The following is a 12,462-nucleotide window of genomic DNA, read 5'->3' on the forward strand; positions in this document are numbered from 1 at the left end:
TGAATCTGATTTGCCAACCAAGGGGAATCCCTAGGTCGATTAAATTGTCACTACGACCTAGACAATTCGGCTTCCTGATCCAATGGGCTGGCGGCGGTCGGTGTGGCTCATACCATAGGAGCGCTGGGTGATGTTTTTTGCTCGCAATCCTGATTGCCCGTCGGTACGATCAGAAACGGAGATTTCTCTTCTTGCTTATCCCCTCCCGCCGTCTTGACCCGCCTGTAGACGAGACACGCGACCATATCCTTGGCGCTTCCAACGCTCCAATTACGCTGGTCGAATACGGGAGTTACGCGTGTCCCCATTGCCGAGTGGCCAACGAGACCATCGCCTCACTGCGTGATCGCTTCGGCGACCGCATGCGGTACGTGTTTCGGCACCGTCCACTCGCAAACAACGACCTCGCCCGCCGAGCGGCGGAAATCGCCGAGCACGCAACGCCCGAGCAGTTCTGGAAAATTCACCTGGAACTGATGACGCGTTCGTCGGAATTGACCGAAGGCGATCTCGTCGCGGTCAAGACCGAACTCGATCTCGACTCTGCGGAAATCTCCGAGAAAGCGCGGGCGCGTGTTGATGAGGACGAACGCTCAGCCAATGCCAATGGCGTGCTTTTTACGCCGACGTTCTTCATTAACGGGCGGAGGTACGACGGGCCATGGGACGAAGTCACGCTCGGCGATGCAATGCTCGGTACGCTCGGCCATCGTGTCAGGGCAACGACGCTCGATTTTGCAAGCTGGGGTCCGTCTGCGGGTGTCCTTCTGCTCATTGCGACCGTGCTGGCACTCGCATTCTCGAACTCACCAGTTGGCGGTGCCTTCGCGGAATTCTGGCACCGGGAGCTCAGCTTCGATCTCGGCGGCTGGCACTTCGGTATGTCACTGCAGCACTGGGTCAACGACGGTCTGCTCACGATCTTTTTCCTGGTCGTCGGTCTCGAGATCAAGCGTGAATTTACCGTTGGCCACCTGGCGAATCGCCGCTCGGCGGCGCTCCCGATCGCGGCTGCGATCGGCGGGATGATCGTTCCAGCACTTTTGTATCTGCTGCTGACACCAACTGGTCCATTGTCACGTGGCTGGGGTGTGCCCATGGCAACCGATACAGCTTTCGCGATAGCGCTCGTAGCCATGATGGGCCGACGGGTACCAGTGGAATTGCGGGTCTTCCTGACGGCCGCCGCAATCGTCGATGACATCGGTGCGATTCTGGTCATTGCAGTGTTCTATGCGTCCGATCTCCACATCGGCTACCTTGTTGCCGCGGCGGCTGCATTGGTAATTCTGGCGCTTCTCAATCGCGCGCGAGTCTATCTGGTCCTGCCCTACATCCTGGTTGGTGTCGTGCTGTGGGCCTGCATCTATTCTGCAGGTCTGCACGCGACACTTGCCGGTGTGCTCCTGGCCTTGTTCATCCCGACACGCCCGCCGGCGAATCTGCACGCGCTTATGAGGCAGGCCGATGCCATTCTGCTGGAAGAAGCAAAGCGCGGCGGTGAGGTTCTCCGTCACGGGCCTTCTCTCCCCGCGCTGAACGCCCTTGATTTTATTCACGAGCTCCTCGAATCACCGGCAGACCGCCTGTTGCGACGCTCCGGCGCACGATCCAGCTATTTTGTGCTTCCGACCTTTGCGTTGGCGAATGCAGGCGTCGTCCTTTCCGCAGACGTCCTTGATGGCCGCGGTCCCCTTGTCCTGGCGATCATGGCGGGGCTGGTTCTTGGCAAGCCGCTCGGCCTCGTTGGGGCCTCCTGGATCGCGGTAAGGATCGGTATAGCCGAGAAACCAGAAGCCTATAGTTGGCGTCAGCTCGCGGGTGCCGGCGCGCTTGCGGGCATCGGCTTCACCATCTCGCTCTTCATCGCTGGTCGGGCTTTTCCGTTTGCCGACGATTTTGCGGCCGCCAAAGTCGCTATCCTTGCGGCATCGTTCTGTGCCGGAACCATCGGCACGATCATCCTCTGGAACGCAAAATCGCCGAGCGAAGCATAAAGGTGTTCGGGTGCCCCTGGGGCGGTTTCCGTCTCTCTGTAATGGCAACGGAGTCCGGCCGGGTCTGAAATAGCTGACCGACGTCGCTACCCCTCTTCACGCCGCTATCGAGGGCATCGATATGGCCGAGATCTGCATCACCAGTGGCATCGACATCCGAGCCGAGGAAGCGGCGTCCGGCGCTTTCGCACAGCAGAACGCCGAGCGCGTCGCCATCGATCTGCGCTCATGTTAGGAGCTCGTGGAACGATCCTTCGGCTGCGCTACGGACTCCGATGGCGGCAGCTCGGTATGACCGCCAAAGCCATGTCGCATCGCGGAAAGAACTTTCTCCGCGAAGGTGTGATCCCTGCGCGAGCGAAACCGTGCGTAGAGTGCAGCCGTGATCACATCCGCCGGGATGGCCTCCTCGATCGCCGCGTTGACAGTCCAGCGACCTTCACCGGAATCCTCGACAAATCCCGAATAACTTTCCAGCGCTTCGCTCCTGGCAAGAGCCGACGCGGTCAGATCGAGCAGCCACGAGCTGATGACGCTTCCCCGTCTCCACACCTCGGCAATGTCCGGGATATCGAGATCGAACCGATATTGTTCGGGCAGCGCCTCGACATTCGCGTTCTTCAGGATATCGAACCCTTCCCCGTAAGCCTGCATCAGGCCGTACTCGATACCATTATGGACCATCTTCACGAAATGGCCGGCGCCACTTGGCCCGGCATGGAAGTAGCCTTGCTCGACCCGGGGGTCGCGACCATCACGGCCCTCAGTTCGCGGAATCAGGCCGATGCCGGGCGCTAGCGTCGCGAAGATCGGGTCGAGGCGGTCGACGATCGCCTTGTCGCCGCCGATCATCATGCAGTAGCCGCGCTCAAGCCCCCATACACCGCCGCTGGTTCCGACATCGACGTAGTGGATGCTTTTCTTGCGCAGCTCTGCGGCTCGACGGATATCGTCCTGCCAGAATGTGTTGCCGCCATCGATGATGGTGTCGCCGGCGCCAAGCAGATCGCCGAGTTCGGACACATGATCCTCGGTGACTGTGCCGGCCGGCAGCATGAGCCAGATCGTCCGTGGCGCCGCGAGCCTGCCGACCAGGTCCTTGAGCGACGAGCCTGCCGTTGCGCCCTCTTGGTGGGGAGCTTCGACCGCGTCCGCGTTCCTGCCGTACACGACCAGGTCGTGCCGACCACGGGCGATGAGCCTGCGAGCGATGTTGCCGCCCATGCGGCCCAATCCGATCAATCCGATTTGCATCCGACAAGATCGGCGTCAGATCTCGAAGGCCTTGCCGATCTCCGGCACGAGCGCCTTCGTTCCGGAACCTTCCAGGCCGGCTACGAACTTGTCCGCCGTCTGATCGATGATCGGAAACGAACCGTAGTGACACGGGATCACGGTTTCGAAATTGAAGAATCGCCGGCAGGCGAGTGCTGCCACTGCGCCCCCCATGGTCAAGCGATCGCCGATCGGCACAATGCCGATGGCCGGCTTGTGCAATTCCTCGATCAGCGCCATGTCACCGAAAATGTCCGTGTCGCCCATATGGTAAAGCGTCTTGTCATCGGGGAAATTCAGGACCAGGCCGTTCGGATTGCCGAGATAGACATTCTGCCCGCCCTCCAGACCGAATGACGAGGAATGCAAGGCATTGACGAAAGATGCCGTGAAACCGCCGCCGTCCACCGTGCCGCCATGAAGGCCAGGATTAACCTTGTCGCCATTGGCGCCCTGCCCAGCCAAGTAGTTGCAGATCTCGAAATTGGCGACGAGCATGGCATCCGTCTTCTTCAGGATCGCCAGCGCATCCCCAAATGGTCGTTGTGACCATGCGTGATCAGAACATGCGTGACACCCTCCGCGGGTTCTTCCCACCCCTTGTCCCAGGACGGGTTGCCGGACAGGAACGGATCGATCAGGAGCTTGGCCGCGCCCACCTCGATGCGGAATGCGGAATGGCCGTACCAGGTCATTTTCATCTGAATGTCTCCTCGCTCGTTTGTCTCTTTGCCGGAAACGCAGCGCCGTCTCGCTGGTTGATCGATGCGGCCTTGCTCTCTGAGCTGCTCGAAAGCCTCTCGGCGTACTCAAGGGGATCGGCAGCCGTGATGCCGTGTTTTCGCAGCACGGGTCGGCGTTTTCCAATTGCCGGCAGGTATCGTTTTCATAGCGACTGGTAATTGGCCGGCGACGACGAAGGGAGCTAATGAAAGCGTCGAACTTCATGGTCGCGGTTGGCGCCGCAATCGCCCGTGTCCCGGATCGAACTTGGAGATGTGCGCGGCAACGCTGCTGAACGTCACCGCTCAAGCGGCTATCGCCTGGACAGGTCCGAACCACACGAACCGAAAAGAGATTCACGTGATCCGCTTCTATTTTCATCCAACGCCGAACCCCGCGAAAATCGCACTCTTCCTGGAAGAGGCTGGACTTGCCTATGAGGTCATCCCGGTTGACACCAGTAAGGGCGAGCAGCACTCGCCTTCGTTTCGGCTGATCAATCCGAATGGCAAGGTTCCGGCGATCGTCGACACCGACGGCCCGGGCGAACCCGAGGCGCGGGTTTTCGACTCCACCGCGATCCTCATTTATCTCGCTGAGAAGACCGGGAAGTTCCTGGGCACGCCCGAGGATCGACCTGAGTTGCTCTCCTGGCTGCTCTTCATCGCGTCTGGCCTCGGCCCGTTCTCCGGCCAGGCCGTGCACTTCCAGTTCGCCGCACCCGAAGGTCTCGACTACGCCGTCAACCGGTACCGCCGCGAGGCGGAACGCCACTATCAGGTCTTGAACGACCACCTTGAAGGTCGAAGGTTCATCGTCGGCGAGACCTATACAATCGCCGACATATCGGCCTGGGGCTGGCTCGACCGCGCCTCACGCGTAAGGAAGGGTGCCGAAGATCCGCTCGCGCCGTTTCCGAACGTCAAGCGCCTGTTCGAGACTGTTAACGCGCGCCCCGCCGCGGGGCGCGCCCGTGAGATCGGAAAAGACCATCCGTTTAAGCGTGTGAACGACGAGGAGACGAAGCGCGCGCTCTTTCCATCGAATTTTCCGCCGGCGGCCTGACCAGATTCCGCGAGGAGGGCGTTATGAGCGATAGCGGTGAATACATTCCCCCGAAGGTCTGGACCTGGGAGACGGCCAGCGGTGGCAAATTCGCCTCGATCAACCGTCCGATTGCCGGCCCGACCCCCGACAAACAACTACCCGTGGGTAAGCACCCAATGCAGCTCTATTCGCTCGGCACGCCGAACGGCCAGAAGGTCACGGTCATGCTCGAGGAGTTGCTGGCGCTTGGCTACAGCGGCGCCGAATATGATGCCTGGCTGATCAAGATCGGCGAAGGCGACCAGTTCGGCTCCGGCTTTGTCGAAATCAATCCCAACTCCAAGATCCCTGCGCTGATGGACCGCAGCGGGTCGATACCGATCCGAGTCTTCGAATCCGGCGCCATCCTGATGTACCTCGCTGAAAAGTTCGGCGCCTTCCTGCCGACGGATCGGCCGACCCGTGCCGAGACGCTCTCCTGGCTGTTCTGGCAGATGGGCTCGGCGCCCTTCCTCGGCGGTGGATTTGGCCACTTCTATGCCTATGCACCGACCAAGCAGGAATACCCGATCAACCGCTACGCCATGGAGGTGAAGCGCCAGCTCGATGTGCTCGATCGGCGTCTTGCCGACAACGAGTTCATCGCCGGCTCCGATTACACGATCGCCGACATGGCGATCTGGCCATGGTACGGCGGACTCGTTGAAGGCTGGTTGTACGACGCGGGCGAGTTCCTCTCCGTTCAGAATTACAAGAACGTCGTGCGCTGGGCCGATCAGCTCTTGGCACGCCCAGCCGTCGCCCGCGGCCGAAAGGTCAACCGCACGAGTGGCACCCCTTCGAGCCAGCTTCATGAACGACACGACGCCAGCGACTTCGATACGAGGACGCAGGACAAGCTCATGGGAGAGCGGGTATGAACATCGCCGGCAAGCGCGTCCTCATCACCGGCGGGTCGAGCGGCATAGGCTTATCTCTGACTCGGATCCTGTTGGCGAAGCACGCGAAAGTGGCCATCAGCGGACGCCGTGCTGAAGTTGTCGCCGAAGCCGTTCGTTCTCTGCAAACCGAAGGCGCTGAGATCCACGGCATAGCGGCTGATGTGGCCACGACCGAAGGGCGCGCCGCGACGCTCGAACAGGCTCTTGCTGCGCTGGGCGGCCTCGACGTCCTCGTGAACAACGCCGGAGGGGTGCGAGCCGGTCGCCTGGAAAACACGGACGAATCCGAGCTGCAGACCATGATCGACGTCGGTCTGACCGCCCCGGTCCTCCTCACGCGGGCGGCGTTGCCGGCCCTGCGCAAGAGTGGCGATGCTATGGTGGTGAACGTTTCCTCCGGCATCGCGCTGGTCGGTGTGCCGTTCTACGCGACCTACGCAGCGGTCAAGGCCGGGCTTGCTCGTTTCAGCGAAGCGCTGCGGCGCGAGTTGAAAGGAGAGGGTGTCCATATCCTGATCGTCTATCCCGGCGGCACGGACACGCCGATGATGAAGTCAAACCATGCCGGACCCGAACTTGGCTTCTCGCGTGAGTCCGTGACCGCCGTTGCCGACGCAATCGCTACGGGAATCGAAACGGGGGCATTCGAGGTGATCCGGGGCGGCGAGACCCGTGCGCAGATGATCGCACTCAATCGCGACGACCCGGCCGCAGTTGACGAGCGCTTTCTCGGATTGAAGCCGGCGCTGGAGGAAGCGGTGAAGGACCACTCCGCGCTCTGAGCGTGATCAGTCCAACGAGGACGCAATTGCAATGCGGCAAATGGCGACGCCTTTCCGTCCCTGCCGGACGGCGTTTCAGGACTCGTCGGCCACCTGAAATCTTCGGCGACAAACAGAGACAACAATCGTCTGGGCATTTGTAAATCAATTGGCACGCGCGCTCTGGAACTGGCGCGAACCAAGGCAACACGGGAGTATATCATGCGACTGACTAACAGGATTCTCGGGGCCCTTGCGGCGCTGGCAATGACGGCAACTACGGTTCAGGCCCAGGTCGTGGTTTCTTCTAAGATCGATACCGAAGGCAGCGTGCTGGGAAACATCATCCTGGAGGTCCTCACGGCCAACGAGATCCCCGTCACCGACAGGATCCAGCTCGGCGCCACCTCGGTCGTGCGCGAAGCCATCACTGCGGGTCAGATCGATATCTATCCGGAGTATACGGGCAACGGCGCATTCTTCTTTGACGAAGCCGACAAGCCCATTTGGAACGACGCGCAGCAGGGCTATGACGAGGTCAAGAAGCTCGACTACGACGCCAACAAGATCGTCTGGCTGTCGCCCGCTCCGGCCAACAATACCTGGGCCATCGCCCTGCGCGACGACGTGGCGGGGCCGAACAACCTCAAGACGCTCACCGATTTCGGCGAATGGGTCGCGGGCGGCGGCGAGGTCAAGCTCGCGGCCTCTGCGGAATTCGTGAACTCGCCAGCCGCACTTCCGGCGTTCCAGTCAACCTATGGCTTTGCCCTTGAGCCCGAACAGCTCATCACCCTTTCGGGTGGCGACACCGCCGCCACTATCGCGGCGGCTGCCCAGCAGACCTCCGGCGCCAATGCGGCCATGGTCTATGGCACCGATGGCGGCATCGCGCCCTCCAAGCTCACGGTGCTCGATGACGACGAAGGCGTGCAGCCGGTCTATGCACCTGCGCCCGTCGTCCGCGAAATCGTGCTCACGCAATATCCGCAGATCGCCGAGCTTCTGCAGCCCGTCTTCGCCAAGCTCGACCTCGAGACCTTGCAGGATCTCAATGGCCGGGTGCAGGTGGCGGGAGAACCGGCAAATGCCGTGGCGCTCGACTTCCTCAAGACCAACGGCTTCGTCAAGTAAGCTGGACGGCAGATAACCTCCGGTAGGGCGGGGCATTATCGTCCGGCCCTACCCATTGCCGCAATAGACCGTCAGGCGCGATCGAGCTGGTTTCTAATCGCGGCCCGGAGAGCGGGGAGCAGATCCGCATCGAACCAGGGATTGCGTTTCCGCCACCCGACACTGCGCCACGATGGATGTGGGGTCGGGAAGATCGCGGGAGCGAAGCGGTCGAAGCCGCGGACACGGTCGACGAGGGTTTTTCCAGCATCCTTGGGAAGATAGTATTGCTGGGCATAGGATCCGACGAGAAGCGTCAGACGGTCAGCCGGAAGGAGTTCGAGTATGAGATTGTGCCATCGCGGTGCGCACTCCGGCCGTGGTGGCGCGTCGCCGCCTGCCGCTTTTCCGGGGTAGCAAAATCCCATAGGCACCAGGGCTACCTTTGCGGGATCGTAGAATTCGTTCGGCTCGAGTCCAGTCCACTCACGAAGCCGATCACCGCTATCGTCCTGCCAGGGAATCCCACTCAAGTGCACCTTTGTTCCTGGCGCCTGGCCGATGATAAGGATCCGGGACGTCCTGCTGAATTGCAGGATCGGCCGAGGGCCGAGCGGCAGGAAGGGCGCACAGATCGTGCATCCCGAAATTTCGCGCAAAAATGCGGTGTCTGGTTGTGGCATGATTTGAGTTTAGCTCGTGGAGCCCCTCACTTGCAGCCCACGCTGGACTATCTGCCTTTCCCGAGACCTCACGGACGAACGCGGATGATCGTCTTCCCCTTGCGTCGCTCGGTCGGGTTGAATGCGGCAACAGCATCATCGAGGGACGAGATATTGCCGATGTTCGTGCGTAGCCGCCCGTCACGCACTCGCCGGATAATCTCACCGAGCTGTGCGCGGTCAGCCACGAGCACAAAATCGATCGCCAGTCCGCCTGCGGGCTTTGCTTCTGCTGGCCCAGCGATGGTCACGAGTGTTCCCCCGGCCCTGATCAGGCCTGCGGACCGTTTCCCGATGTCGCCCCCGATGACGTCGAACACCAGATCGATTTCGCCGAGGTCCTCGAGCATGTCGTTCTCAAGATCGAGGAAGTCCTGAGCACCAAAATCGAGCGCCTTTTGACGATCGGCGGCGCGTCCGGTGCCGATGACGTGAGCGCCGGCCTCACGCGCCAACTGCGTTACCATCGACCCTACAGCACCAGCCGCACCGTGGACGAGGAGGCTCTGTCCCGCCTGAAGACGACCATGCACGAAAAGTCCCTGCCACGCGGTCAGACCAGGCATCGCCACGCTCGCGCCGACCGTGAAATCGACGTCCCCCGGCAGTGGCGCGAGGTTGCGCGCCTCGATGGCGACGTACTCGGCAAGTGTGCCGGCACGATACGAATCCGAGAGGCCGAAAACCCGCTGACCTATCGACAGGCCCGTCGTGCCGTAGCCGAGAGTGGTAACAACGCCGGCTACCTCCTGCCCTGGAATCGATGGCGTTCGATCGCGATCGTGGCGATCTGTCCAGGTCGACGGCCAGGTCAGTTCGCCAGACGTAAAACCTGAGGCATGAACCTGAACAATGACGTCATTTATGGCAGCCGGCGGCTCGGGCTGATCCACCAGCTTCATTCCAGCCGTTCCCGCGGCTTGGTCCGTCACAACGATCGCTTTCATGAATCCCCCTCGGCTGGTTTGGTTGCTCGGGACCTAGTGCGAAAGAATCATTTGTGAGCTTCGGCGAGCTTCTCGCTGGTGGTGCTAGCAGATGTATCGCTGCCAGGATTTTGTGCCGCAACGAGCGTGAACAAGGTGGCGACGAGAGCAAAGCCGCCATATCCGAGAGCAATCTGCGGCAGCGAGAAGGTGTGGGAGAGTTCGCCGGAAATGAGGCTGGGGAAGGTAGCGCCGCTGTAGCAGATGAGATAGATCGCGCTGAAGATCGGTGCCCGATCCACGAGAGTGCTGCCGTTGAGTAGGCCACGGGTGGCGGCGCTGATAGCGATGCCCTGGCCTGCGCCGGCGAAAACTGTTGCGATGATGAACATTGTCAATGCCCCGGCATTGATCGCGGCGATGATGCCGACCATTCCCGCCAGGAAAGTGACCATGCCGATGCGTTGGGCCCCTGCTGGGGTGAACTGGCCTCCAATTGGAGCGCCGAGAACGCTGGGAGCCATATAGGCGGCAAACACCAGTCCGAGAATGAGCGGGCTATTGGTATGAAGCTGGTCCTCGACGAGGGCGGGCACAAAGGCTTGGTAGAATGCCCCTGTTGCCCAGGTGGCCAAAAACACTGCCGCCGCGACAGGAAGGAGATGCACGACACGCGCCGGTACGCTGACCCTCGGTCTTAACGACCGCCAGGCGCCCGGCGTCGGCGCAGCGGTTTCCGAACTGGTCATGATGAGTACGGCAGACAAGAGCAGCAAGCCGCAGCAAACCAGGTAGATGAGCTCGCGCGGCCAAGGCCCGAATTGAACCAGGCCGCCGGAGGCGATCGCTCCGACGGTAAGTCCGAGCATTGGCCCCTGGCTTGAAGCGACGGAGGCCAACCATTCTGGCTTGGCCGGTGCGGCATCGACGATGTACGACGTCAAACTGCTGCTAGCCAGCCCGGTACCGAGACCGACAAGGAGCCGAGCGGTCAGCAAGGTGCCGATGTCATGCACATTCAGCAGCAAGAGACAGCCTGCCAAAATCAATCCAAGACTGGCGATCGCTGTAATGCGACGGCCCAGGTGATTGGAGAGCCGTCCCAATATCAGCAATGCGGTCATGGTCCCGACGGAGTAGGTGACGATGGCCATGGAGATGCCGAAGTTGGTAAAGCCCTCCTCCGCTCGATAGATGTTGTATAGGGGAATCGGCGACGCAGCTGCGGCGAACGTGGCCACAAGGGCGAGCACGGCAGAAGAGAATGCGTGCCTGCGGCCGCCGCCATCGACCGGATTGATCACTTGAGCCACGCCTTGCATCCAGCGTCCCCTTCTTATGCGCAATTGCAGTGAGTTCCGCGCCAGGTTGCGCCGGGTGCTACTCGATAAATTCTGCGACCATGATGGCAATTGATCAGCGCCAGCTTGGATTTTCCAATAGTCGGCGCATATCGTATCCATAGCGGCGGGGAATAGTCGCGCGTCAGTCGTTTTCGCGTTTTCGTCATCGGTATGCCTGCCGTGACATCGAAGCCTTGTAGGACGCGCCCCGAAGCGGCTTTTCGCCCTCGCATCGAGGATTCCTACGTTGAACTTTCAGCTGGCTCGAACTGGGTGCTCCGCTTGGCTTCAGCCCGGTATTCGGATGGGTCGGTGCCATAGTGCCGGCGAAAGGTTCGCGTGAAACTGCTTCGGCTTTGGTACCCCGCCTGCATCGCCACCTGGTCTATCGAAATCGCGTTCGCAGCGAGCAAGCTGGCAGCGTGACGCATCCGTAGGCGCCTCAGGACAGCCATCGGCGACTCGCCAAACGCCGTAGTGAACCGGGCCATGAATGCGGAACGACTGAGAGCCACCGACTGGGAGAGAGAATGCACCGTGTGCTGGTCAGAGGGCCTATTCGCCATTTCGGCGAAGGCCCTCGCGATTGGTGGGTCATTAAGAATTGAGAACCGTTCGACCCACGGGTTCGTCGATATAAGGCATCGCCTCAGGAGTGACAGAAGCACAAGCTTCAACAGGGCTGCAGACATCGGCCCTCCTCCCACTTCCTGCGAAGCCAGTTCCGACATTGCGTAGTTCATCACCTGGTCCAACTGGTCGTGCGCATCGAACGTCTCGACGATCGGCACCGGCTGAGAGGCGAACAGGTCGAGCCCCGCGGCGTAGAGTGCGACGAACGACCCGCACACTACCCGCAGCACAGGTTCGGCTTCGCCGATTGTGTGACGCGGCGAGGCGCCGGGAACGAAAATGACTGCCTGCTCTCGACCCGGTGACCGTGTCAGGGCGCCACTGGCATCGGGCGCAATGATCGTCGTCGCCTTGCCTGCGGGAACGACGACGAGGGTGTGGGCGCAGAAATCGACCGGCGGCTCTCCCTCGACGAGGATTACGCCGGAACCGGCAAAACCGTAGTGGATCGTCGGGTGCTCACCCCGCGCGATTTCCAGGCGCGTACCCGCCGCCATCGCACACTCTGACAGCCTGACGTGGCTGACCTCCAACGTCGTCATCAGCCTGTCGAGATCGGCGCGCGAGATACGCCAAATGGGTTGAACCGTCACGTCCAGGAGCCTCGTGGTAGCGACCCCACATCAGCTCGGCGTTTGGGACAACGGAACTGGTCCCAGACTGCGCGGGCAACGCCGACAGTCCAGGATGAATGGCTCTTCCGCACTCCAACCTGGTGTGGTTGATCGTCAGTTCGTGTGTGCACTCGCCTTGACGGGACTGCCTTCAAACAATCACCCAGATGCGCGCGGCGGAGTAGCCCTTGGGGCCGAATTTGATAAATTCAGCCAGGACATGAATTCGCGAGAAAAACCGTCACGATATAACGTGAGATCCATGAATGGAGGCGTCGTCTGACACGACGAACGCAGAAGCGCACCGCCTGCCTTCCGAACTCTCCGAAACGTGCACTACCACCCGACCATCGACGCCAGCGAAAGC

General features: G+C 61.1%; 10 protein-coding genes and 1 pseudogene. 5 read left to right on the plus strand and 6 right to left on the minus strand.

Features of this window, described 5'->3' with window-relative positions:
- Window positions 1-191: 191 nt before the first annotated feature.
- Entirely contained in the window at window positions 192-1,997 is a 1,806-nt protein-coding gene (nhaA, locus tag QQK18_RS02725; protein ID WP_284338749.1) for a Na+/H+ antiporter NhaA, read from the plus strand.
- 231 nt (window positions 1,998-2,228) lie between these two features.
- Here the strand turns inward: nhaA and gnd are convergent, their stop codons facing one another.
- Both gnd and QQK18_RS02735 read right to left on the minus strand, forming a co-directional pair.
- A complete protein-coding gene (gnd, locus tag QQK18_RS02730) occupies window positions 2,229-3,251 on the minus strand; it encodes a phosphogluconate dehydrogenase (NAD(+)-dependent, decarboxylating) (protein ID WP_284338750.1) in 1,023 nt (340 codons plus the stop codon).
- Window positions 3,252-3,266: 15 nt separating this feature from the next.
- Window positions 3,267-3,973 (minus strand): annotated as a pseudogene (locus QQK18_RS02735) (metal-dependent hydrolase).
- Window positions 3,974-4,355: 382 nt separating this feature from the next.
- Between QQK18_RS02735 and QQK18_RS02740 the strand changes: the two are divergent.
- From QQK18_RS02740 to osmF, 4 genes are all read left to right on the plus strand, one after another.
- Entirely contained in the window at window positions 4,356-5,060 is a 705-nt protein-coding gene (locus QQK18_RS02740; protein WP_284338751.1) for a glutathione S-transferase family protein, read from the plus strand.
- Window positions 5,061-5,083: 23 nt separating this feature from the next.
- A complete protein-coding gene (yghU, locus tag QQK18_RS02745; RefSeq protein ID WP_284338752.1) occupies window positions 5,084-5,962 on the plus strand; it encodes a glutathione-dependent disulfide-bond oxidoreductase in 879 nt (292 codons plus the stop codon).
- Window positions 5,959-6,765, plus strand: a complete 807-nt coding sequence (locus QQK18_RS02750; RefSeq protein ID WP_284338753.1) for an SDR family NAD(P)-dependent oxidoreductase — start codon at window positions 5,959-5,961, stop codon at window positions 6,763-6,765. The genes yghU and QQK18_RS02750 overlap by 4 nt, the downstream gene beginning before the upstream one ends.
- Window positions 6,766-6,966: 201 nt before the next feature.
- Entirely contained in the window at window positions 6,967-7,878 is a 912-nt protein-coding gene (osmF, locus tag QQK18_RS02755; RefSeq protein ID WP_284338754.1) for a glycine betaine ABC transporter substrate-binding protein OsmF, read from the plus strand.
- Between the two features lie 71 nt (window positions 7,879-7,949).
- Here osmF and QQK18_RS02760 read toward each other — a convergent pair whose 3' ends face one another.
- The 4 genes from QQK18_RS02760 to QQK18_RS02775 form a co-directional block, all read right to left on the minus strand.
- Entirely contained in the window at window positions 7,950-8,540 is a 591-nt protein-coding gene (locus QQK18_RS02760; protein WP_284338755.1) for a uracil-DNA glycosylase family protein, read from the minus strand.
- Window positions 8,541-8,608: 68 nt separating this feature from the next.
- Window positions 8,609-9,526: an NADP-dependent oxidoreductase gene (locus tag QQK18_RS02765; RefSeq protein ID WP_284338756.1), complete on the minus strand. Its 918-nt coding sequence runs from the start codon at window positions 9,524-9,526 to the stop codon at window positions 8,609-8,611.
- A gap of 47 nt (window positions 9,527-9,573) precedes the next feature.
- Window positions 9,574-10,827 carry an MFS transporter gene (locus QQK18_RS02770; protein WP_379996295.1) on the minus strand — a complete coding sequence of 418 codons (1,254 nt, stop codon included), beginning with the start codon at window positions 10,825-10,827 and terminating at the stop codon, window positions 9,574-9,576.
- Between the two features lie 263 nt (window positions 10,828-11,090).
- Complete coding sequence (locus QQK18_RS02775; RefSeq protein ID WP_284338758.1) at window positions 11,091-12,074, minus strand: AraC family transcriptional regulator; 984 nt, start codon at window positions 12,072-12,074, stop codon at window positions 11,091-11,093.
- Window positions 12,075-12,462 lie beyond the last annotated feature (388 nt).

It is taken from the genome of Devosia nitrariae (assembly GCF_030160115.1).
In the GTDB taxonomy this organism is placed as follows: domain Bacteria; phylum Pseudomonadota; class Alphaproteobacteria; order Rhizobiales; family Devosiaceae; genus Devosia; species Devosia nitrariae.

Bases quoted from the DNA above. Each gene is read 5' to 3' on its own strand.
- gnd (WP_284338750.1), bottom strand. From the start codon at position 3,251: ATGCAAATCGGATTGATCGGATTGGGCCGCATGGGCGGCAACATCGCT.
- yghU (WP_284338752.1), top strand. From the start codon at position 5,084: ATGAGCGATAGCGGTGAATACATTCCCCCGAAGGTCTGGACCTGGGAG.
- QQK18_RS02750 (WP_284338753.1), top strand. From the start codon at position 5,959: ATGAACATCGCCGGCAAGCGCGTCCTCATCACCGGCGGGTCGAGCGGC.
- osmF (WP_284338754.1), top strand. From the start codon at position 6,967: ATGCGACTGACTAACAGGATTCTCGGGGCCCTTGCGGCGCTGGCAATG.
- QQK18_RS02760 (WP_284338755.1), bottom strand. From the start codon at position 8,540: ATGCCACAACCAGACACCGCATTTTTGCGCGAAATTTCGGGATGCACG.
- QQK18_RS02765 (WP_284338756.1), bottom strand. From the start codon at position 9,526: ATGAAAGCGATCGTTGTGACGGACCAAGCCGCGGGAACGGCTGGAATG.
- QQK18_RS02770 (WP_379996295.1), bottom strand. From the start codon at position 10,827: ATGCAAGGCGTGGCTCAAGTGATCAATCCGGTCGATGGCGGCGGCCGC.